At 43.9% G+C, this 23,348-nt stretch carries 20 protein-coding genes; 18 read left to right on the top strand and 2 right to left on the bottom strand.

What is annotated here, in order from left to right:
- Positions 1-84: 84 nt before the first annotated feature.
- Positions 85-288 carry a CPXCG motif-containing cysteine-rich protein gene (locus OCV44_RS07375; protein ID WP_012603956.1) on the top strand — a complete coding sequence of 68 codons (204 nt, stop codon included), beginning with the start codon at positions 85-87 and terminating at the stop codon, positions 286-288.
- A gap of 146 nt (positions 289-434) precedes the next feature.
- On the opposite strand, the gene OCV44_RS07370 is transcribed toward OCV44_RS07375, so the two are convergent.
- A complete protein-coding gene (locus tag OCV44_RS07370; protein ID WP_139683924.1) occupies positions 435-1,046 on the bottom strand; it encodes a riboflavin synthase subunit alpha in 612 nt (203 codons plus the stop codon).
- A gap of 426 nt (positions 1,047-1,472) precedes the next feature.
- On the opposite strand from OCV44_RS07370, the gene OCV44_RS07365 reads away from it, so the two are divergent.
- A complete protein-coding gene (locus tag OCV44_RS07365) occupies positions 1,473-2,843 on the top strand; it encodes an MATE family efflux transporter (protein ID WP_139683925.1) in 1,371 nt (456 codons plus the stop codon).
- Between the two features lie 130 nt (positions 2,844-2,973).
- On the opposite strand, the gene OCV44_RS07360 is transcribed toward OCV44_RS07365, so the two are convergent.
- On the bottom strand, positions 2,974-3,852 hold the full coding sequence (locus tag OCV44_RS07360) for a DNA ligase (RefSeq protein ID WP_449365440.1): 879 nt from the start codon (positions 3,850-3,852) through the stop codon (positions 2,974-2,976).
- 275 nt (positions 3,853-4,127) lie between these two features.
- Between OCV44_RS07360 and OCV44_RS07355 the strand changes: the two genes are divergently transcribed.
- The 16 genes from OCV44_RS07355 (at position 4,128) to OCV44_RS07280 (ending at position 23,344) form a co-directional block, all read left to right on the top strand.
- Positions 4,128-4,457 carry an STAS domain-containing protein gene (locus tag OCV44_RS07355; protein WP_050621341.1) on the top strand — a complete coding sequence of 110 codons (330 nt, stop codon included), beginning with the start codon at positions 4,128-4,130 and terminating at the stop codon, positions 4,455-4,457.
- 62 nt (positions 4,458-4,519) lie between these two features.
- On the top strand, positions 4,520-5,356 hold the full coding sequence (locus OCV44_RS07350; RefSeq protein WP_139683926.1) for an OmpA family protein: 837 nt from the start codon (positions 4,520-4,522) through the stop codon (positions 5,354-5,356).
- A complete protein-coding gene (locus tag OCV44_RS07345) occupies positions 5,353-7,452 on the top strand; it encodes an SLBB domain-containing protein (protein WP_139683927.1) in 2,100 nt (699 codons plus the stop codon). Before OCV44_RS07350 ends, OCV44_RS07345 begins: the two co-directional genes overlap by 4 nt.
- Positions 7,452-8,141 (top strand): P-loop NTPase family protein, encoded by a 690-nt coding sequence (locus tag OCV44_RS07340; protein ID WP_139683928.1) that lies wholly within the window; start codon positions 7,452-7,454, stop codon positions 8,139-8,141. The genes OCV44_RS07345 and OCV44_RS07340 overlap by 1 nt, the downstream gene beginning before the upstream one ends.
- 596 nt (positions 8,142-8,737) lie before the next feature.
- Entirely contained in the window at positions 8,738-9,730 is a 993-nt protein-coding gene (locus OCV44_RS07335) for an ABC transporter substrate-binding protein (protein WP_065205217.1), read from the top strand.
- Between the two features lie 143 nt (positions 9,731-9,873).
- Positions 9,874-10,773 (top strand): ABC transporter permease, encoded by a 900-nt coding sequence (locus OCV44_RS07330; protein ID WP_054547760.1) that lies wholly within the window; start codon positions 9,874-9,876, stop codon positions 10,771-10,773.
- Positions 10,766-11,998 carry a quaternary amine ABC transporter ATP-binding protein gene (locus tag OCV44_RS07325; protein WP_139683929.1) on the top strand — a complete coding sequence of 411 codons (1,233 nt, stop codon included), beginning with the start codon at positions 10,766-10,768 and terminating at the stop codon, positions 11,996-11,998. The genes OCV44_RS07330 and OCV44_RS07325 overlap by 8 nt, the downstream gene beginning before the upstream one ends.
- A gap of 409 nt (positions 11,999-12,407) precedes the next feature.
- Entirely contained in the window at positions 12,408-12,812 is a 405-nt protein-coding gene (locus tag OCV44_RS07320) for an Hpt domain-containing protein (protein WP_139683930.1), read from the top strand.
- A gap of 222 nt (positions 12,813-13,034) precedes the next feature.
- The gene (locus OCV44_RS07315) at positions 13,035-14,546 is read left to right on the top strand and encodes a sigma-54-dependent transcriptional regulator (RefSeq protein WP_139683931.1); all 1,512 of its coding nucleotides are present in this window, start codon (positions 13,035-13,037) and stop codon (positions 14,544-14,546) included.
- The gene (locus tag OCV44_RS07310) at positions 14,527-15,651 is read left to right on the top strand and encodes a glycosyltransferase family 4 protein (protein WP_139683932.1); all 1,125 of its coding nucleotides are present in this window, start codon (positions 14,527-14,529) and stop codon (positions 15,649-15,651) included. The genes OCV44_RS07315 and OCV44_RS07310 overlap by 20 nt, the downstream gene beginning before the upstream one ends.
- Positions 15,652-15,908: 257 nt before the next feature.
- Positions 15,909-17,285 (top strand): O-antigen ligase family protein, encoded by a 1,377-nt coding sequence (locus tag OCV44_RS07305; RefSeq protein WP_139683933.1) that lies wholly within the window; start codon positions 15,909-15,911, stop codon positions 17,283-17,285.
- A 92-nt stretch (positions 17,286-17,377) separates the two neighbouring features.
- The gene (locus tag OCV44_RS07300; protein WP_139683934.1) at positions 17,378-18,163 is read left to right on the top strand and encodes an acyltransferase; all 786 of its coding nucleotides are present in this window, start codon (positions 17,378-17,380) and stop codon (positions 18,161-18,163) included.
- Positions 18,156-19,274: a glycosyltransferase gene (locus OCV44_RS07295; RefSeq protein ID WP_139683935.1), complete on the top strand. Its 1,119-nt coding sequence runs from the start codon at positions 18,156-18,158 to the stop codon at positions 19,272-19,274. Before OCV44_RS07300 ends, OCV44_RS07295 begins: the two co-directional genes overlap by 8 nt.
- A complete protein-coding gene (locus OCV44_RS07290) occupies positions 19,271-20,695 on the top strand; it encodes a GumC family protein (RefSeq protein WP_139683936.1) in 1,425 nt (474 codons plus the stop codon). Before OCV44_RS07295 ends, OCV44_RS07290 begins: the two co-directional genes overlap by 4 nt.
- A gap of 364 nt (positions 20,696-21,059) precedes the next feature.
- Positions 21,060-22,160 carry a glycosyltransferase gene (locus OCV44_RS07285; RefSeq protein WP_139683937.1) on the top strand — a complete coding sequence of 367 codons (1,101 nt, stop codon included), beginning with the start codon at positions 21,060-21,062 and terminating at the stop codon, positions 22,158-22,160.
- Positions 22,157-23,344 (top strand): glycosyltransferase family 2 protein, encoded by a 1,188-nt coding sequence (locus tag OCV44_RS07280; protein WP_139683938.1) that lies wholly within the window; start codon positions 22,157-22,159, stop codon positions 23,342-23,344. The genes OCV44_RS07285 and OCV44_RS07280 overlap by 4 nt, the downstream gene beginning before the upstream one ends.
- Positions 23,345-23,348 lie beyond the last annotated feature (4 nt).

Genomic DNA, 23,348 nt, shown 5'->3' with positions numbered 1-23,348 from the left:
TAAGTGCAACGTTCCATATCACTATTCATTACGATCTATACAAGCTACTACGATTAGTGCAAGTTACAGTGAGGATAATTCGCCATGCATAAATACACAGAGAAACATGTTTCTTGCCCCCATTGTGGTCATGCAATTAGCATAACGCTGGATGCATCTAATGGGAGCCAAGATTTTTACGACGATTGCCCTGCATGTTGCAATGCAATTCATCTGGACATGCAGGTTGATGAATTGAGAGACAGAATCCATCTCTCGATTGATGCAGATGATGAACAAGTTTTCTGAGCCTTGCCTTTGCTTGTTGATATAAAATGAAAGCTATTCATAGACCAAGCCAAAACGCAAAAAAGAGCACCTGATGTGCTCTTTTTAATATCTTCGACTTTTACTTAGTCAACGCTTTTAGGGCAAGTGCTATTGATGAACCGATACTACGACTTCTGGTTCGCTAGCACGCGCTCAACAGTATCAACAATCGCTTGTGTTTGAGGATCAAACTCAATATTTACTTGTTCCCCTACTTCGCGGCTGCCAAACAAAGTACGATTTAGTGTTTCAGGAATCAAGTGTACAGAGAAACGGTTCTCTTCCACTTCACCTATCGTCAATGAACAACCATCAACGCCAATATAACCCTTGCTCAATACATACTTCATTGATTCTTGTGGCAACTCAAACCAAAGCGTGCGGTTGTTTTCAGTCTTGATCACATCCACTAAGTTCGCCATCAACGTAATGTGGCCAGACATACTATGCCCGCCAATTTCATCACCAAATTTTGCTGCTCGCTCAACATTCACTTTATCACCAACATTCAGTTGGCCTAAGTTCGTTAATCGCAATGTGGCTTGCATCAAATCAAAAGCAATGTGGTTTCCTGAAATTTCCGTTACCGTTAAGCAACAACCGTTATGAGCTACTGAGGCACCAATCGCTAATCCCTCAACCATTTCGTCTCTTAGCTCAATGGTATGAGTCTGAAACAACTCTTTTTTGTTTATAGCAACCAGTGTTGCCATGCCTTGAACGATACCTGTAAACATAAGATTCCTATTTAGCATTCTAGGGCGTGTTGACCTTTCGCGGTTAAATTTTGTTCGAGATAAAAGCGTTTTAATCGCGGCGAGGGGGAAGTAGCCTAGCATCCTAAGCAAATCTCCCTCAACAAAGAGTAAAACGTTTTTAGCCGAACCCTTCGGGCAGCGTTTGCTGGTCATTTTTACTACGTTATCGGCTTCTCATGTAGGCTAGCTACACATCAAAGCCTCTGCCTTGTAAAAATACCCAGCAACTCGCTGCAAAAATCAGCTCGAAAGATCAACACGCCCTAATAACAGTTTTTCATAGCAGTTATTGTGACATTTCTTTATGATTCGTCCAGTGGAAGCTTAAGATCATTGTCTCTGATTCCTTCAGAATGTCCTTTCCTACACTATTATTCTAATTTTCCCTCTTATTTGGAGTTGTTTGTGCATCGTTACAAAGAAGAATCCTCGAATCTAATCAAACTTGCGACCCCAGTATTGATCGCATCTGTTGCACAAACTGGAATGGGTTTTGTTGATACCGTAATGGCCGGTGGTGTAAGTGCTATCGATATGGCGGCGGTTTCGATTGCAGCAAGTATCTGGCTACCATCAATTTTATTTGGTGTGGGTCTGTTGATGGCGTTGGTTCCTGTCGTTGCACAACTTCATGGTTCTGGTAGACAAGTAAAAATTCCATTTGAGATTCAACAAGGTGCGTTTTTAGCGCTCGTCATCTCCCTTCCAATCATTGGCGTACTTTTTCAGACACAACTGATATTGGAATGGATGGACATTGAGCAACTTATGGCGGAAAAGACCATTGGCTATATGAACGCGGTGATGTTTGCTGTGCCTGCGTTTTTGCTGTTCCAAACATTGAGAAGTTTTACTGATGGCATGTCTTTAACTAAGCCTGCCATGGTGATCGGTTTTATCGGCTTACTATTAAACATTCCGCTAAACTGGATGTTCGTATACGGAAAACTTGGAGCCCCTGCTCTTGGTGGTGTTGGCTGTGGCGTTGCAACGGCTATTGTATATTGGGTGATGTTCGGATTGCTGTTTGCTTACGTTTTAACATCAAAGCGTTTGGCTAAAATCAACATCTTCGGTACGTTCCACAAGCCTCAGCTCAAAGCACAAATTCGTTTGTTTAAACTAGGCTTTCCAGTTGCCGCTGCTATCTTCTTTGAGGTGACGCTATTCGCTGTTGTTTCTCTGTTGGTTGCCCCTCTTGGGTCTTTGGTTGTCGCCGCACACCAGGTTGCAATTAACTTCTCGTCACTGATATTTATGATACCAATGAGTATCGGTGCCGCCGTGAGTATTCGTGTTGGCCATAAGTTGGGTGAAAACAACACTGAAGGAGCGAAAATAGCGACACACGTGGGAATCATTGTTGGTTTAGTCACAGCCTTAATGACAGCTACATTAACGGTACTATTCAGAGAGCAAGTTTCGTTACTGTACACAGAGAATACGGCGGTAATTACTGTTGCAATGCAATTACTCTTGTTCGCTGCAGTTTATCAATGTACTGACGCAATCCAAGTTATCGCTGCAGGGGCTTTGCGTGGATACAAAGACATGCGTTCGATCTTCAACATTACTTTCGTTGCTTACTGGTTGCTTGGTCTGCCTATTGGCTACATTTTAGGAATGAAAGATTGGATTGTTGAGCCTATGGGCGCGCACGGTTTCTGGGTTGGGTTCATTGTCGGTCTGACGTCAGCAGCTATTATGCTAGGTATGCGTCTGCACTGGATGCACAAACAAGATGACGATGTGCAGTTAGAATTTAGCTCTCGTTAGATTCGTACTCGCTAAACTGCTATCTCCGTTATTACATACAAAAAGAGCTCTGATTTTCAGAGCTCCTTTTCGTTTAAGGGTGTAAAATTTAGGGCGCGAACGTTTGTTTTAGCAGGCAAATTAGTGTGTCTTAATATTCACTTTTCTCTCTAACGAAGCGCGCAAACTTGGGTTTTCCATTTTGAGTAAAGCCATTGTAGCGAAAGGTAATACGGCTGCCGATCTCAGGCGGCGCAAGTCTCATTTGATCACTGAACCCGCTTCCAATATAAAACTCAACCCCTTCTTCTGTGTGAACCAAAATCGAACCCATCATCCCTTTATACTTCCCTGTCCCGCCTTTGTAGCCAATAACTGTGGCTTCGGCATCGTGATGCCTTTTTAGTTTTAACAGGTCATTACTTCGTCCTGCTTGATAACGACTGGTGATCTTTCTGAGCATCAAACCTTCGCCATTACGTTCATCGACATTGTCTAATTGATAAAACAGAGCTTCTTCATTTTGAATCGGTACATGTTCGATGTAGCTGACATGAGCTTCTCCAATCACACTTACCCAATGCAATATGTTGTAATAGCGCTTTTGATAATCGCCAGTAGCCCCTGGCATATCAAACAGCATCAAGTCTATTTGGCGCCACGCAGCATCACTAGGTGTGTGGTCGAGGACGGTAGATTGGACTAAGTGGAACTTTCCTCTTCCTGCCCAGAGCTCCCCTTCAAGGTGTACCTTCGGTAAGTTTTTTGTAAACCACTTCGGTGAGTAAATGCGATTCCCATTTCGAGTATAAAGGTGTTGTCCGTCCCACAGCGCTCTAATTCCATCGAGTTTTTCACTCTTCCAGTATTCAGACACATCAATGCCTTGCTGGTATGTGTTTGCGAGGACCAGATGGTCAGGCGGTAAATAGGATGAATGAGATGAAAGCGAACACGCCCATAAAGTGGCTAAAGCCAGTTTGGTTAATCTCATCATCTGCTCCGTATTGATAACTGTCGTGGTCGACAAATTTCTTTAATCCTAAGCGCTCTAACACGCAGTTAGACAATCTTTGCGAGAAGATGCGATCTACACGTCAACCTTATTTAGCTTTCATTTTCATTCACACAACTAATGGCTTGTGAGTCTCAAATGTTCACCCATTTTTAGTTCTCAAATTGAGAAACACCTTTTCTCAATTTGAGATGGGATTCAGTGGTAAGTATAAGTTACTGAAAAATAACAATATAAAAGTTGGCACATTCAGTGCAATTGTTCAAACATACTCAAAAGGAGATATCGCTATGGAACTACGTAAAATTGATTTAAACACAACAACACTGACTCTTTCGATTTTTGGTGATCTAGACGCAGCAGGTAGTCGCGACGCACAGACTGACATTGACGATGTAATCTCAAATGACGGCCACCCTGAAATCGAAGTTGATTTTAGCCAAGTTGAGTTTTTAGATTCATCTGGTGTTGGCGCGATTGTTTACATGTTCAAACGCCTAACTGAACGCGAACGCAACATGCGACTTGAAAATGTGACTGGCCAGCCTCTTGAAATTATGAATCTATTACGTATTGGCCACGCTATCCCAGTAAATTCAAAAAATCCTGCAAATTCATGAAGATCCACTAAGCTAGAAGTAACAAAACATAATAATAAAAAGTAAAAACATAGGACGTTGGCATGAAAATACTGAAAAACCACATAGCCCTTTCTCTGTCCGCTCTCGTTCTGGGTGGCTGTACTAGCTATCCTGAACAAGGCACAGGGGGTTTGGCTGAAAGTTATGATTCTATCAACTATCAAAACTCAGACTTCTCTCCTGTCATGCCAGACGAGCCTCTTGGGCCAGAACATGGATTACGTTTTGATTGGCAACTCGCTAAATTGCACCTAGATGCTTTGATACAAGAAGGTGCTCGTTGGTGTTTCCCCGCTGCTGTTGTGCAAGCAATAGAGAAGCAAAATCGTATCGCTCGTGAACTACAAGGTGGTTTGCTTCTAGATGCGGCCAACGACCTAGTCATCCAAAGAAAACGCCTAAACGAACTTGAAGTCCAACTCGATTACGTCACCTCTCAAGCCCGTTGTGAACCACCAAAAAATGAAAACCAATTTAGAATGCAATTGTCGGTTATCGAACAGTTGTATGACCTGCTTAATGTTGACAACCAATTTGCAGAGAACTCTACCGAAGTTAACCCAAAGTACATGGGGCGACTTGCTGAAGCGACCAACCTGTTGAAAGAACATAAATCCCTAGACCTTGTTGTTACCGGCCACGCTGATGCAACGGGTGCCGAAGAATACAACGATAAGTTAGCACTTGGACGAGCGAAACAAGTCGAACGCTACCTAACTATTTTTGGCTTAGGTGCTCAACGAATCAAAGCGGTATCTGTTGGTGAAACCGTTCCTCTTTTTGAAGGTGAGTCAGACGGTACCCATTTAACCAACCGTCGAGTCAGCATCGAAGTTATCTCCCCTAAAAATGCCGAGAAAATGGGAGGTGGATTATGAAATTATTGATCGCTTTTATCATCACCCTATCGCTAAGCTTTACGAATGTCGTGAATGCGAGCGAAGAGTTTTCAGACGCGGTTCAAGTCGGTGACCTTATCCAAGTTAACGTACCCGGTGAAAGTACGTTAAACACAGGGTTCCAAGTGGATAAACGTGGCCGCATTACCCTTCCTGAAGTGGGCGCCGTATTCGTTGCGGGTTATGACAGTGAGCAGCTTAACAAAGTCGTTCTAGAATCACTGGCAACCGCTTATAAAGATCTTTCTAACGCTTCGGTGTACGTCAAAGAACAACAAATCATTATTTACGTTCAAGGTTATGTAGAACAGCCTGGCGAATACACACTGGCATTAGGTTCAAGTATCCAAATGGCGCTTTACGCTGCGGGTGGGTTACGCCCAGGCGCGCAACTGGACAAATTGATTCTTAAGCGAGGCGCGGATAATAAAGAATTTAACTACAAACGATTCCTTGATTCAGGCGATGAATCAACATTACCTACTCTGCAATCATTGGATTCGCTTTTTGTTCCTGCTTCTCCACTAGTCGGTAACATCGAGCAAGAGTTTGACGCTGCCAAGCTTGCTAACTCTGGCGACAGTGCAGATTCTCGTAATTCCATTAAAGTATTTGGCGAGGTAAATGCACCGGGGTCATTCACTTATAAAGAGAACACCGACCTTGTCGACGTACTAATGCGTTCGGGCGGCGTAACTCGCTATGCCAGTGTTGAGCAAATTCGTGTGATTTCAAATAACACACCGACGCTGTTCAATCTTAAACGTTATTTAGATTCTGGTGACGAAAGCCTACTTCCAATCTTACGCCCGGGTGCAACCATTTTTGTGCCGAAGCAAGAAGAAGAGATCAAATCCGGCGCAAACATGGTTTACGTTATGGGTGAAGTAGCCGCTCCCGGTGCTTTTGAAGGAAAGAGAGACGCGACCTTCATGGATATCCTTGCTAATGCTGGCGGCCCCACTCGATTTGCAGAGTCGCGTCAAATACGCGTAATCAAAGCGGATGGTCGAGTACTTAAATTCGATCTAGCGGCTTACACTGAAGGCTTGCCTAACTCTAACCCACCGAATATTAAAGCCGGTGACGCTATTTTCGTTCCAGAGAAAACCGACATGAACGAGAAGTCTTGGTTGAAGATCGCGCCAGACAGAGCGGTTAACGTTATTGGTGAAGTGAATCGACCTGGTCGTATTGAATGGTCAGATGAAATGAACTTCATGGGATTATTGGCACACGTCGGCGGCCCTACGCTACGCGCTGATACATCAAAAATTGAAGTTGTGACCGGTAGAAAGCTAGTTGTGTTTAATCTTGATGATTTCATCAGAAATGGTGCGCCACGAGATTTGATGCCGCAAATTCGTGCAGGCTCTATCGTTCGCGTTCACGACTTACCACAAGACCCTTCAGACAATAAGTCACAGTGGGTTCGCCAAAGTTCTGATGCTTCGATTTACATTTTTGGACAAGTTAATGCTCCCGGTCGTTACCGCTTCACCAAAGACATGCACTTTCTTGACATTTTGTCTGCAGCTGACGGGCCTACTAAGGACGCCGATATCCACAACGTTCGTGTAACGCATCGCGATAAAACCTACTCTAAAGTAAGCAAACTCAATTTATCGCTGTACTTTGAAACTGGTGATGAATCACTACTGCCAAACGTAACCACCGGTGACACTATTTATATCCCAGAGAAAGGTAAAAACTGGTTAGACACACCGAAAGAAGAAACCGTTCGTGTGCTTGGTGCGATTAACAACCCAGGTCGTTATGTGTTCAACGACAACATGACCATTCTAGATATATTGGCAGAAGCGGCAGGCCCTACCGACAATGCTTACGTAGAGAAAATTACCATTGTGAATATGTCTTGTTGCCAAGGTCAAGCTCGTACCTTCGACCTTGTTGAATTCAGCAAAACAGCCAACATTTATAACCTACCAGTACTGCGCGCTGGTGACACTATCTACATCCCAGATCGCCGAGAGAGCTTTATGGAAAAAGCTCGTGTAGGTCTAGAAGACATATTACGTCTAACAACAATGATCGTCTTAATAGGAGCTTTATAATGACTATTTCAGCAATCCAAGCAGAAGTAGAACAACTGTATCTAGCTTCTGAACTTAACGGACAGAAATCGATTTGCGTGACCGCCTGCCACTCAGGTGACGGGGTAACGTCCATTGCAACTGCATTAGCCGAGCGCTTTCTTCTTGCCGGTCATTCTACGCTTTATGTTGACCTTAATTTATACAATCCTGCTTTTAAAGATTTGAACATGTTGGAAGACAATCAACAGGGACAGTTAATTGAACATGTTGAGTCTCATCGTACGTTTATCGGAGTCCCAGCACCTCAAGTTGCATCAACACAATTGGCTTATAAAGATCCGACTACGTTACAAAAAGTGGTGAATAAATGGTTAGAGAAATACGATCGAGTCATCATCGACACCTCTCCGCTTCTCAACATAAACAAAGGCAACATTCCTGCGCAGTCTGTTGCGAGTGCCTGTGACAGCACATTGATGGTTGTCGCCTATGGTGAAACGTCAAGTCATCACCTAGAACAAGCGAAAAAGCTGCTTGATGCGCAGAGTATCAATCTTATGGGTTGTGTGATGAACATGAAACAAACACCTAGCTTTGCACAAGAGTTGGTAAGACAAATCAATCGAATGAAATTCCTTCCTACTAAACTTCGCGATAGGTTGGCAAATAAGCTGTATCAAAATGAGTTTTTAAACCTGCCGATGTAACTTTTCTGTACAACGATAGTTTTCTTGTACAGCTATAGGTTTCTTATGCAACTGCACGGCTGTCATTGATACCATGACAGCCACCTATCCTATTAAACTTCAAGCCCCCCCGATAGCTCTAAATACCCCAAAACCAAATTGGGTGTTTTTGGCGAAATTATTATTGAAAATAAGATTTTAAAAACCATTCAACGCATTTCACACTCGTCAATCATGGTCTTACCACCTTTAAATCCCTTCGAAAATCAACAGCTCTAAGCCTAACTTTAGCGGTAATGTGACACAGACGGTTAAAGTGCCATGTAAATCGCATCAAAGATGGAATTCATACGATTATTCCCTAAGATTATAAATAGAGGTGGTTTTTGACGAATTTGTAATAGTTTGACAAAGTTATCCGATGGCTGTTGAAACACAGTGGATGAATTGGCAAATCACACTTCACTGACTTTGCACATTTATCTATTCAAACTTCATCCATCCCTCCTTCTGCTCAAATGGTTCAAATACACGGAAAGGATCACCATCGAGCAATTTAGATAATCAATTTACCTTGGTTACCTTAGTTGTATTATTAAAGAGAAAGGAAACTCAATATGAAATACAAGTTAAGCTCCGTATTTTTGTTAGTAGCAGCAGCCAGCGGTAATGCTAACGCTGGAGAATGTGGCAGCGTAACAATTGCAGATATGAACTGGAACTCTGCAACACTGATCGCCAATATCGACCAATTCATCCTAGAACATGGTTACGGTTGCGATGCTGAACTTATCCCTGGCGACACCATGCCAACAGGCACATCCATGATTGAGAAAGGTCAGCCTGACGTTGCACCTGAACTTTGGAGCAACAGCTTAAAAGATGCATTGGATAAGGGTGTCCAAGAAAAACGTCTTCGCTACGCAGGTAAAGCACTTGTGAATGGCGGTGAAGAAGGTTTTTGGGTTCCAGCTTACTTAGTTAAACAATACCCAGAAATGGCAACCATCGAAGGTGTACGTAAAAACGCTAGCTTGTTTAAGCACCCTGAAGACCCAGATACATCAGCATTCTACAGTTGCCCAGCAGGCTGGAACTGTCAGATCAGCGCCGGAAACTTGTTTAACGCTCTTGAGCTCGAAGACAGCGGTTTCACGATTGTTGATCCAGGCTCGAGTGCCGGCTTATCTGGCTCTATCGCAAAAGCTTATGAACGCGAAGAAGCTTGGTTTGGTTACTACTGGGCACCAACTGCCGTTCTAGGTAAATACGACATGGTTAAAGTTGACTTTGGCAGTGGTGTTAATGAGCAAGAGTTCCTAACTTGTACCACTAAAGAAGACTGTGATTCACCTAAAGCGACCATGTACCCGCCTTCACCAGTGCACACAGTCACTACAGAAGACTTCGCATCGAGAGCACCAGAGGCTTACGACTACTTCACTAAACGTGGTTTCACTAACGACAAAATGAACTCACTTCTTGCTTGGATGGAAGACAACCAAGCGGATGGTGAAGAAGCGAGTATCCATTTCTTGAGTGAGTTCCCGGAAATATGGCACCCATGGGTTTCTCAAGAAGTGGCTAAGAAAGTTGAAGCAGAGCTGTAACAGCTTGGTTTAATAACAAGCAATTACGCTTCAATAATACGGAAATAACGTCGCTATACTTGATGTTATTCATGATTCGGAGCCCTTTTCATAGGCGATACCTCATCGCATGAACAAGTGGCTCCGAACTATAAGGATATAAAATGGCTGACACCAATTGGTTATCAAGCTTTCCAGAGATGGAACGCGCTGATTTACGAACCATAAAAAAGACGCTAGATGGCGCATACCGTGAATTCTCTCGTGAATACGGTGAAATGATTGAATCTCTATTTGACCCTCTTCTTTCATTCCTTGTTTGGTTTGAAAAACTTCTTATCTCAACCCCTTGGATTATAGTCCTCGCCGTTTGTACTAGCCTTGTCTATGCTGCAAGTCGTTCTTGGAAACTTGCGTTAGGTTGTGTCGTTTCTCTGCTCCTTATTGGTTACTTTGGAATGTGGGAAGACACCATGCGGACGCTCAGTATCATCACTGTTTGTACCTTGGTTTCGATATTCTTAGGCATTCCGATTGGCATTGCGATGGCTCGCTCGAATCGAGCGCAATCTATCGTTACGCCGATGCTTGATATCATGCAAACCATGCCGGCATTCGTTTACTTGATCCCAGTGGTAATGCTACTCGGCATCGGTAAGATTCCAGGGCTGATCGCCGTGGTTATCTACGCGATTCCACCTGTAATTCGTTTAACCAACCTAGGCATACGCTTAGTCGACAAAGAAGTATTGGAAGCGGCTACCGCCTTTGGTGCGAGCAAAAAGCAACGCTTATGGGGTGTTCAACTCCCTCTAGCGATGCCAACGATCATGGCGGGTATCAACCAAACCATCATGATGGCACTGTCTATGGTTGTTATCGCATCAATGATTGGTGTTAAAGGCCTAGGACAACCGGTTCTTAAATCCATTACTAACCAATACTTCACATTAGGCTTGATGAATGGTTTCGCCATTGTGGCCCTAGCAATCCTTTTTGACCGCGCTTCGCAGGCGTACGCAAGAAGGACCAATGCGCACCTAGGAGGACTCAAGCATGACTAAACCATTGATTGAGATTAGTGGCCTATACAAAGTGTTTGGGCCGAAACCGATGTCTGTTATGAACCGAGTTCAGAACGGCGAACACAAAGAGCAGATTCTTGCTGACACGGGTCATACCGTTGGTTTGAAAGAGATAAACCTTGAGATTAACCGTGGCGAAATCTTCGTTATCATGGGGCTTTCTGGCTCGGGTAAATCAACTCTAATTCGCCACTTCAACCGTTTAATTGACCCAACTCAGGGTAAAATCATGGTCGAAGGCATTGATGTAATGAGCCTCAACACCAAGCAATTAGAAGAGTTCCGCCGTCATAAAATGTCGATGGTATTCCAACGTTTTGGCTTAATGCCTCATCGCACCGTGGTAGAAAACGTTGCGTACGGGCTGGAAGTACAAGGCATCAAAAAAGAAGATCGTTTAGCAAAAGCCAATGAATGGTTAGAAACGGTGGGATTGAAAGGTTACGGCAAGCAGTACCCTGCCCAGCTTTCTGGCGGTCAACAACAACGTGTTGGGCTTTCGCGAGCACTGTGTACTAACGCTGAAATCTTATTAATGGACGAAGCCTTTTCGGCACTCGATCCTTTGATTCGAAGTGAAATGCAAGATCAGCTCATTGAACTGCAAGAGAAGCTCCATAAGACGATTGTTTTCATCACCCACGATTTGGATGAAGCACTCCGTCTCGGCGATCGAATCGCAATTTTGAAAGATGGCGAGTTGGTACAACAAGGCACACCACATGAGATTCTACTGAATCCAGCCGATGACTATGTAGAGGCGTTCGTTAAAGACGTAAACCGTGCTCGTGCATTGACGGTTGAAACGGTTATGCAGCCTCCTCTGTATCGAATCACTTCAGAAACGATTGAAGGTGCTCTGGCACAAATGAAGATGCTGAAAAACGATTACGCTTATCACGTAACGGATGACGGCTATCAAGGCCTAGTCACACAAGAGAGCCTACAAGACGCCGTTGAAGATGCCTCTGTTCATGACTTCAGTGATGAGATTTACGAAGAGGTTCCTGCTGTTTTACCAGATGCGGTAATTGAAGAAGTACTTCCAGACACTATGTCTTGTGACTATTCCCTTCCAGTTGTCGACGAAGAAGGTAATCTGAAGGGTGAATTAGAGAGAAGCGCCGTTGCTGATATCTTCTCTGAAAGTAGCGAGGAAGAAGTAGAAGCTGACCCAAAGCCAAAGATTGATAAAGCTTCGTAGTTCTACTTTTCGTTATTTAAAACACGGCTGTTTAAATTATCGTTATTTGGGTTATTGTTATTTGAGTAATAGCTATTTGGGTTACAGCTATTTAGATTAACCTAAACTACTTAACCCTCTCTAAGACCACTGTTGTTAATTCACTGCAGTGGTCTTTTTTATTTGTATCGGCCTCGTTTTCTTCTTAGCTCTATCCGCACCTTACACTTTATAGGCGCCCAAATTTATACGCCATAAGAGAAAACAAAATTAAATCAGTCCGTTAGGCTTGTCACAATCCCTGTAGCAATATGAGTGAGATGGTAATTAATTGCTCTATTTCTACGACAAGCAGTTGAAATTATTCTAGAAAATGACTAGAACTTAATAGTACTCACGGATATTACGCTCAACAAAAGGACTTAGTTTGATGAATACCACTGTAACGTCAGACACAACCGCAGACCCAAACTCACAAGAAGTTAGCGAGCTTGTTGATGAAAGCGTTCTAGAGCAAATGATTCGAGATACAAGTGCGGACATTATCCCGATCTTGATCGACCATTATGTCGAAGAATCACAAACACGCTTGGTCGCCATAAAAGAGGCTGTCGCTCAGAACGACGCTCAAACACTAGAGTTCGAGGTTCACACTCTCGGCAGCACCGCACTCTCATTAGGTAATCGCCCTTTGGGTGAGTTAGCTCGCGCTTTAGAGAAGCAATGTTTAGAACAGAATCATGATACGGCATTTCGACAAGTTGACGAATTATTAGAACTCGCAGAGCGTTCAATCAAAGCCTTGCTTGAAAGAAAGGAGGCAGGCTTCAGTTAACTTTGGATGTTCATCATAGGTATAAGATAAAAACTCAACATAGTCGTTATCAATATAGTAACCATTAACATGCACTCCGTCGTGACCAACAACGCGAGAAGTACACCTATAGTTTGTTAAGAGATTGCATGCGGTAGATAACAATTACACAAAACTCGTATTGATGGATACATATCACTATGTTATTGATTGGTTAGGATAAAGTTTCAAAAGGAATACACAATGCGCCCTAAGGTATTGTTAGTTGAAGACTCCACATCACTCGCCGTACTCTACAAGCAGTACGTAAAAGACGAGCCCTACGATATTTTCCACGTCGAAACCGGCGCGGAAGCGAAGACCTTCATTGAAAGACACTCACCACAGCTTGTTATTCTCGATCTTAAGCTGCCCGACATGCCAGGTGAAGAAGTACTTGATTGGATTAGCGAAAGTGAAATACCAACCGCCGTCATCATCGCGACAGCACATGGCTCAGTAAATATTGCTGTAGATCTCATCCAGCGCGGTGCGGAAGATTTCTTAGAAAAGCCAATTCAAGCCGATCGACTTAAGACCTCTGTCCGCTTGCATTTGAAACGAGCTAAGCTAGAGAACCTCGTTGATGACATACAAAGCAAGTTTGATCGTGACCGCTTTCATAATTTCATTGGCTCTTGCCTACCTATGCAAGCTGTCTACAAGATCATTGATTCGGTAGCGCCAACCACTGCTAGCGTGTTTATTAACGGCGAAAGTGGTACGGGTAAAGAAGTGTGTGCGGAAGCGATTCATCAGGAGAGTCAGCGTAACGGCAAGCCCTTCGTTGCCATTAACTGTGGCGCTATCCCTCGAGACCTAATGGAGAGTGAAATCTTCGGTCACGTTAAAGGTGCGTTTACCGGTGCAACAACCGACCGTAAAGGCGCGGCGATGCTAGCGCATGGTGGCACCCTATTTCTCGATGAGCTTTGCGAAATGGAACTGGAGATGCAGAAGAAGCTCCTACGATTTCTGCAAACTGGCACGTTTACTCCACTCGGTGGTAATCGCGAGATTAAAGTGGATGTCAGAATTATCTGCGCGACCAACCGCGACCCACTGGTTGAGGTCGAAGAAGGACGCTTTAGAGAAGACCTTTACTATCGTGTTCACGTTGTACCTATCGAGATGCCACCGCTTCGTGAACGAGGACGTGACATTGTGACTTTAGCTAATCACTTTTTGAAGCTGTACGCGAAGCAAGACAAGAAGAAGTTCAAAACCATAGACAAAGAAACGCAGAATCTGTTTAAACGTTATGTGTGGCCAGGTAACGTGCGTCAGTTGCAAAACATCATCCGTAACATCGTGGTGTTGAACAACGAAACGAGCGTGACCAAAGACATGTTACCGCCTCCGATTAATAGAGTAGACGCAGCTCCAGCCTCAAAATCAGTGACACCTATTCGAGCAGCTGCGCCCCAAGCTGCTGTTGTGGAAGCACCAGAAGCTAAGTTGCCACCTATTACTCCGGAAGAGTTGGAGCAATCCTCAGTTGTCCCCGCTAACAACGACCCGATCACGCCCGCATTTACGACAAGCGAAGGTGCTATTCGTCCAATGTGGCAAATAGAGCGCGAAGCCATTCAACATGCCATCAATCATTGCGATGGGAATGTGTTAAACGCTGCCGTTCTGTTAGAGCTTAGCCCTTCTACTGTTTATCGTAAGAAACAGGCTTGGGAATCGGAAGATGAGTACAATCAAGCCTAGCCAAGGTGTACTCAACGTAAACCTTCACGAGATTTGGCTGTTGATCGACAGCCAAACTTTTGGAGGCATAGAAACGCATGTTTTAGAGTTAGCACAAGGCCTGATATCTGAAAGCGCTCAGTATTCAGAGGCTATTCGAATCGTTCTTTTGACTAAGTTTAATCCTGAAGCGATCATCGTTGAAAAGTTGAATACGCTGAACATCCCTTATAGTTATCTCTCCGATTTAGCCTCTGGCTGTGCAAATTCAAACGTCAATAGCGCGACACAGCTTAAACGTGCAGTTCAACATTATCAGCCAAGGCTTATCCATGCTCATGGTTACAAAGCCAGTTTGGTTAGTAAACTCATCAAACTCCCACCTCGTTTTAACAACACCAAACAAATCACCACTTATCACGCAGGTGAAACCCCAACAGGCAAAGTATGGCTTTATGACTGGCTCGATCGTTACAGCAGCTTTCTTTCTGATCAGTCGCTTGTGGTCAGTGAGAAGATTAAGGCGAAGGTACCGAGTAAAACCCATCAATTGAATAACTTTGTTAAAGTCCCAACCGGGTTAACAAACTCCCCTTCATCAAGCCCATTCCATGTAGGCTTTGTGGGGCGGTTAAGCCATGAAAAAGCGCCTGATCGATTTGTCGCATTAGCCAAACAGTTTCCTGATGTCCGGTTTGAGCTTTTTGGTGACGGGCCAGAAATGGAAGCGTTAGTTAAATCGCAGCCTGATAATGTTACCTTTCATGGGCATCAGACCAATATGGACGACGCCTGGAGCCAAATCGATTTGTTAATCATCCCTTCCCGCTTCGAAGGCTTACCTATGGCGGCATTAGAAGCCATGATTCGCGGCATTCCCGTTCTCGCCACCTCCGTTGGTAACTTGCCTAAACTCATCGAGCACCAAGTTAATGGCTACCTCGCCAATTCAGAATCTGATTCAGAAACCGCGTTAGTTCTAGAACAGCATTTATCCTCATGGATGTCATTGACTCGCGAACAACGTGACTCCCTCAAGAATAACGCGATAGAAACCGTCAAAAACCAATACTCGCCACAAGCCGTTGTCCCGCAGTTATTGGAAATCTATCAACTCGACCGTTAATACTCGTCTTAGTACTTAACTGGTTATTTTAGCTTGATGATATAGGTACTGTAGTCAGTTTTATACTGATTCTCAAAATGAAAAACTCACCTCAAGGCTAATTTCTCACTTAATAATCCATCAATAAATCAAGCAGTTAAACAAAATCCATAGCTGGCACTCGCTTTGCAATCTTTAACATCAGGCGTCAATGCGACTTTCAAATATATAACGATAGCGAGCTGCCATGAATAGTTTACTCAGCACTAGAGATTACAATGATCAACCCTGAAGCCAATAGATTGCCAGTCATCATCACGATCAGCGCCTTGTGTGTCGGGCTTGGAATTGTCTGGTACTTTGTGCCACATCCAGCTGTTATTGTTGCGCTAGCCCTTGTTCCTTTGGCTGGAATGTTTGTCATTAATAAGACCTTTTGGATGGTGATACTGTTCGTAGTCTTTTCATTTTTTCGAATCCACGAAGCGATCCCCCAGCTCTATTCGTTAAAAATACCGCTATTACTCTCGCTTGGCGCACTTTCCGCTTTACTCTGGCACGCCTTCATCAGCAAAGAGCTGAAAATATTCTGGCACCCTACATTGAGCTGGCTCGCGATATTTTGGGCTCTCGTCTTTATCGGTCTAATCTTCGCGTCTAACCGTCCAATAGCGATAGCTGAATTCAAAGGCGTGTATTGGAAAATAATGGTGATGACACTCGCTATTGTGTGGCTGGTCAACAGCGTCGAAAATTTAGCAAAGACATCGACAATCATCATGATGGCTGGTTCATTAGTCGCACTCATTGCAATCAATAACTCAATCAATGGCATCGGATTAGTCGAAGGATCACGTGTCACCATTGGCCGCGATTTTGGTTCGATGTTAGGAGATCCTAATGATTTAGCACTGGTTCTTTTGTTTCCACTTGCATTTGCGCTCAGTCAGACAACCACCCATGGCATTCATGCTCTCAAACGTGTATTGAGTATTGGTGTCGCTGTATTGTTACTTGCCGCTATCGTTGCAACCCAAAGCCGTGGTGGATTACTTGGTGCGCTAGCAGTGGTCGGGATTTTTGCGTTCAAAGTAATCCGTTCAAAATCACTGTTGATTACTTTGGGCGCTATCGGAGCGATTGGTCTTTACTTTGTTGCTGGGATTTCAGACAGAGCATCAGGCGGCGCAGCTGAACAAGGGGTCGATGAATCAGCAATGGGTCGGATTTACGCTTGGGAAGCCGCGTTCAAAATGGCACTGGATAACCCTTTAACCGGAGTCGGCCTAGACAATTTTTTTTCTAATTACTTCTTTTATAGTTCGCACTGGGATGGATTAAACCATGCGGTTCACAGTACTTGGTTTGGCGTGCTTGCTGAAACTGGTTTTCTAGGGTTGATTATCTTTCTGATATTGATTGGTTCACTGATAAAAACAATACGCTCGACACTCAAACAGCTTTCAGAGACGACTAACGCAATCGACCCAAATCTGAATGCCGCAGCTTACGCTGTATATGCTGGGCTGATTGGCACCATCGTCTCGGGCACCTTCCTAACACAAGGCTTCAACTGGCCTATCTATATCCTCTCCGCATTGATTGTCGCTGTTGCGAACGTATCTCATACCGCCTGTCAAAATGAGAAAAGCTAAAACTCACTTTGTAACCAATTGAAAATAAAGCATTTATTAAATGGCACAATATATGAAAGTACTTCTATATAACAAAAAAGAGGATTTTCATTATGACGTCAGTAACTATTCATCAATTCAAACATTGGCTTAAGTTTCATCCTAATTCTCGAATTAGAAATGTGTTTATCATTTTGAAAAATATTAGAAGCGCAGAGCTACCTACCCCTCAGCTACTCAATCGTTGCTTATACCAAGCACACAAGCTTGTCGTGAATTTGGTTTCTGGTTTTACGCGATTCTTCTATTGGACGCCCGCGTTCAAAGGTCGTGTCGCTCAATGTGGCAAACGCCTGTATTTATATGGTGGCCTCCCTTTCGTCAGCGGTCCGGTACAAATCTCAATTGGCGATAACTGCCGTATCTCCGGCCACACGACATTCTCAGGTTGTACTCAGCCACTTGAAGGCTTGGAGCATCCACTACTGTCGATTGGTAACAATGTCGACATCGGTTGGCAGTCGACTATCGCAGTTGGTGGTAGAGTCGTTATCTCTGACAACGTACGTATAGCTGGCGGTGCATTCCTGTTTGGATATTCTGGACACCCACTTGATGCAAAGCGTCGCGCTCAAGGTGAAGGCGATGATCCTCAGCAAATTGGCAACATAATTCTTGAACAAGATGTGTGGCTAGGCACCAATGTGACCGTTAAAGGTGGAGTAACTATCGGCGAAGGTGCCGTAATAGCCGCAGGCAGCGTGGTAACAAAGAACATCCCTGCCTTCGCAATCGCAGGCGGTAACCCTGCTCGAGTTGTCGGTCAGATTAAATCCGTTGAAGTGACTGAATCCGATGTGTTCGATTCGTTAGAGACTCATGGAGGCGACCATGCGTGATTTAATCGTATTTGGTGAAGACTTTGGCGGCCTACCGTCATCAACTCAACATTTAGTTCGTCACCTTGCTAAGCAACACAAAGTATTATGGGTCAACTCTATTGGCCTAAGACAACCGAAGCTGTCCGCTAAAGATATGACACGAGCGTTCAATAAGTTGTTTGGTAAAACCAAAGCCGTGACTCAAAACATGCTCGACTCAGAGGGACACGACAACATTACCATTGTTAACTTAAAGACCATTCCTGCGCCAGCTTCAAAGTTATCGAGAAAGCTGGCTCAGAAAATGATGTTGCGTCAATTGAAGCCGGTTATTTCAGAATTGAAACTTCATAATCCTATCTTATGGACTTCCCTTCCGACCGCTGTTGATTTGTGCGGACACTTAGGCGAGTCAGCGGTTGTTTATTACTGCGGAGATGACTTTAGCGCACTTGCGGGCGTAGACCACAATACAGTCGCACAGCACGAATTAGAACTCATTGAAAAATCTGATCTGATATTTGCTGCAAGTGAAAATCTGATGGGCAAGTTCCCTAGTGAAAAAGCTCAACTCTTACCACATGGTGTCGATGTCGGTCTATTTTCTACACCAGTTCCAAGAGCACAAGATTTACCAAGCAACCATCGTCCGATTGCAGGCTTTTACGGCAGCCTTTCTCAGTGGCTTGATTATGAAATGATTGATCATGTTGCGAAGGCAATGCCGGAATGGGATTTTGTTTTCATTGGTCCGAATGAGCTCGATACGCTCATGCTACCTAAGTTGGATAACGTACATTACCTTGGGCCTCGTCCACATCACACGTTGCCAAGCTATTCACAACACTGGGATGTGAGCCTATTACCTTTCGTGGATAACGAACAGATCCGAGCATGCAGTCCATTAAAGTTGATGGAATACCTAGCCGCGGGAACTCCTATCGTGACCACCCCTTTTCCTGCAATGGTTCCTTATAAGAATCACGTTACGTCCGTTGATAATGGACAACAGATGGTCGAAGCTCTCGAGCAAAGCCGTCACCTTGAAAACTCGCCAGTATCTATTGTCTCCAAAGACAGTTGGCAGAACCGCGGTAACTTCGTACATTGGATGTTGGAGCTATTATGAATAATCTTAAGTTGCGCTTACTAGTCATCCTAAATGCCATGTGGCGCCAACGCTACGTTATTGTTCTACCAATCCTTATTTTGCCCTTTGTAGGCTTTGGGGTGAGCAAGTTGGCTCCGACCAAATATGACGCGCATACCAGTATGTTGATTCAAGAAACGGCCAAGATGAATCCATTCTTGGAAGACATCGCCGTTTCTACCATGCTCAAAGACCGACTTAACGCGTTGAGAACACTGCTTCACAGTCGACATGTACTTTACTCGGTCGCTGATGAACTGCAATTAACCACTCCAGATATGCCAGAGGTTGAGAAACAAGAGATCATTACTGACCTGTCTCAGCGTTTATCCGTTACTCAACTTGGAAAAGACTTTCTAAAGATAAGCTTAACGTCAAACACACCAAATGGAATGGAACAAACGCTTCGGTCGGTGAGTGAACATTTCATTGAACAATTGTTAGCGCCGGAACGTTCGTCAATTGAGGACTCAAGTAACTTCTTGAAAATCCATATAGACAAACGTAGTGCGGAACTTGAATACGCAGAAGAAGCGCTAGCCGCATACATGAACGAAAACGTCCAATCAACGCCTGAAGTGCAAAGCCAAAGCTTGAATCGCTTGGCGTCACTCAAACAAACACTGGCGGAAAAAGAGGCGGAATTATCGGGTGTTGAGAAAAGTTTAGGGTCAATCGACCAACAACTTTCACGAACCAACCCTGTGATAGGCAAATTAGAAGACCAAATCATCGACATTCGTAGCGACCTAACCTTGTTACAAGCAAAATACACGGACAAACACAGTGCTGTGCAAGCTAAAGTGCGAGAACTAGACAGACTTGAAAATGAACGAAAGAGTTTGCTTGAGGTAACCCAACCAACGATGAACAGCGACCAGCTTTGGGACATCGCGAGTAGTACGACACTGAACAAGCTTTCTGATACCCAACCTCTTTTGGTCACTCAACTACACAGCCTACAACTGGTTCGTGCTCGCTTTGAGTCTTTAACTGAAGAGACTAAAAGCCTTCGTACTATGATTTTCGAATTAGAACACAAGGCGAATAACTTCGGTGAGAATGCAAAAGAGATGTATCGCCTTAAACGTAAGGTAGACATCAAGCGCCAGCTATCCGATGAACTCACAGAGCGTTATGAAATGGCTCAACTAACGGGTTCGCTTGGTGTATTCGAGCAAAACAAGCGTGTGAAGATCATCGATTTGCCCTTCACTCCTAGTATCAAATCTAACATACCTTCTTTTGTGTTTGTTTTGGCTGGTTTCGTCGCAGGTATCGGCCTCGGAATTGGATTGGCGATATTGTTTGAGCTGTTTGACTCTTCAATCAAGCGTAAAGACGAAATCGAAGAGATCTTAGGTGTCCCTGTGATAACGGTAATACCTAAAATGGGCTAGTCAGCCTCAAAGGCATAATTTGACTTGCTAGCTTCACAGCTTTCTAGTTTCCTGATTCCTAGAGCAAAACGCCAACACTCGATTGGCGTTTGTTTGTCTAAAGCATCAAGTTCTAATGCCACTTTAGATTTCCCCTGATTTAACACTATGACTCAAATTGCCATTCATTCGTATTCTGTTTTGATTCCCATTTTGAGAAATGAAAACCACTCTAGAATAATCAAGCTCAAGTCACTGAAATATAACAATTATTTAATTGGCACAACTCCTGCAATCTCTTTGTGAAGCTAAACGTTTTAAAGAAGTTACTTCAAGAAAAATGTCAGAAAGGCGAAACAAGATTTATAAAGGCAGGGTCCAAATTATGAATACGCATTTAACGAAGCATGGTAAAAAGATCATACACGTTGTTCAGCACCTCGCTCCCGGCGGATTAGAAACCCTAACGTTAGATTTGCTGCGCCTTGCTAAACCAACAGACCAAGTGTTGATTGTCAGTCTAGAAGGAACAAAACAAGACTCGATCAGCAACTGGCCTAAGTTAGAGCAGTACCAAAATCAAATCGTCTTCTTGGATAAAGCACCAGGCGTACAATTCAATATCATAATCAAATTGATTAAAGCATTTAACGGCATTCGACCCGATGTGGTTCATACCCACCATATTGGCCCCCTACTTTATGCTGGCTATGCGGCTCGCGTGTCCGGTGTTCCTACTCGCATTCATACCGAGCATGATGCTTGGCATTTGAAAAATAACAAACGTCGTCGCTTACAAGCATTAGCTCTTAAAGCCGCTCAGCCAACTTTGGTGGCCGATGCAACCCGTGTTTACAACCAACTTCGCTGTGCGTTTTCATACAAAAACATCATCACGATTAAAAACGGTGTGGATTGCGAGAAGTTCAAACCGATGTCAAAAGCAGACGCGAGAGCAACACTCGATCTACCAACCGATAAACACATCGTAGGTTGTGCGGGGCGTTTAGAGCACGTGAAAGGCCAAGACCAGCTGATTAAGGCGCTTGCTCTACTTCCAGCTAACACCGTCGTCACACTAGCTGGTGATGGTTCAAAACGCAATCAACTGGAACAACTCACTAACCGCTTGAATCTCAGCGATCGTGTAATCTTTCTTGGCTTAGTGGATGACATGACCACCTTTTATGGCGCATTGGATACCTTCTGCCTACCTTCTCGTCATGAGGGGCTTCCACTTTCTACACTCGAAGCCCAAGCATGTAACATTCCAACTGTCGCGATGAACGTCGGTGCGGTTGATGAGACCTTATGTCCAGTTAGCGGCACCCTCGTCAAAAGTGGCAGCATTGCGGGATTAGCCAGTGCGCTATTAGAAAAACAGAATGAACGCTTTTTGTCACCTCGTCGTTACGTTCTCGACAACTTCGACATTGTGAAAATGGTTGCCTCATATAACGATATCTCAGAAGGAGTTTGCGCATGATCGACTGGTTACTTGCAGGACTTTGCTTATTCTGTGGTGCGCTGATTGTCTATCACCACGCCGCCTACCCACTGTTACTGCGTTGGTACGCGAAAAGCCATCCAGCGCGTCAAATTGAAGAGAGCCATCGTTGTTACAAAGATGAACAACAAGATTGCATACTACCGAGCATCACCGTGCTTGTTCCTGCTTTTAACGAAGAACAGTGGATCGCAGATAAAATTCGTAACCTTGCTTCACTCGATTACCCAAAAAAGAAACTGCAAGTCATTATCGCTTGTGATGGTTGTACTGATGACACGGTCGAAATTGCTCAAATGACAATCCAAGAAGCGATGTGCAGTGATGTTTATTTTGAGATACATGACCATCAATTAAACCGAGGTAAAGTCGCGGTTATCAACGAAGAAGTGACGAGCATAAACAGTGACATCACGGCGCTAAGTGATGTGTCAGCCCTTATTTCATTGGATTCACTGCTTATTGCAGCAGCTCATTTTGAAAGTGACAAGGTTGGTGTGGTAAACGCTACGTACCAACTTTGCCCAACCGGTAACGAAGGTGAAAACACCTATTGGCAGTATCAAACCGCGGTTAAAGAGTCAGAGGCTTCATTAGGTTCGAGCTTAGGTTCTCATGGCGCTTTCTACTTGTTTAGAACACACCTGTTCGAACTACTGCCACTCAACACTATTAATGATGATTTCATTCTACCGATGCAAATCGTCAAACAAGGTTACATCGCAGAATACGAGACCCAAATGGTGGCTTTAGAGCTAGAAGAATCAAATTTGGAAACCGACTTTAAAAGAAGACTTCGTATTTCAGCAGGTAACATGCAACAAGCGATTCGATTGTTTGGCTTGTTCAGCCCGAAGTTCAGAGGTATCGCATTTGCGTTCTTCTCAGGAAAAGGGCTTCGCCTACTCACTCCATATTTAATGATTGTGTGCTTAGTGTGCTCAATCTTACTTAGCAACTACTTGGTATTTGAAGCACTGTTATGGGCTCAAATTACCGTTTATACCACGGGCGTACTTGGCTGTATCTTGCCAAAGCGTTTAGTAAACAAACCTATTTCATTAATCTCTTATTTGATAGTTGGACACTATGCCAATTTCATTGGTGGCATTCGTTACCTAATCGGACTAGAAAACTCACCTTGGACACGAGCAAATCATTAAGGAC

This window comes from Vibrio tasmaniensis, assembly GCF_024347635.1.
In the GTDB taxonomy this organism is placed as follows: domain Bacteria; phylum Pseudomonadota; class Gammaproteobacteria; order Enterobacterales; family Vibrionaceae; genus Vibrio; species Vibrio tasmaniensis.
Note: the sequence above shows the minus strand (reverse complement) of the source record. Positions and strands in the feature narration are given on the sequence as shown.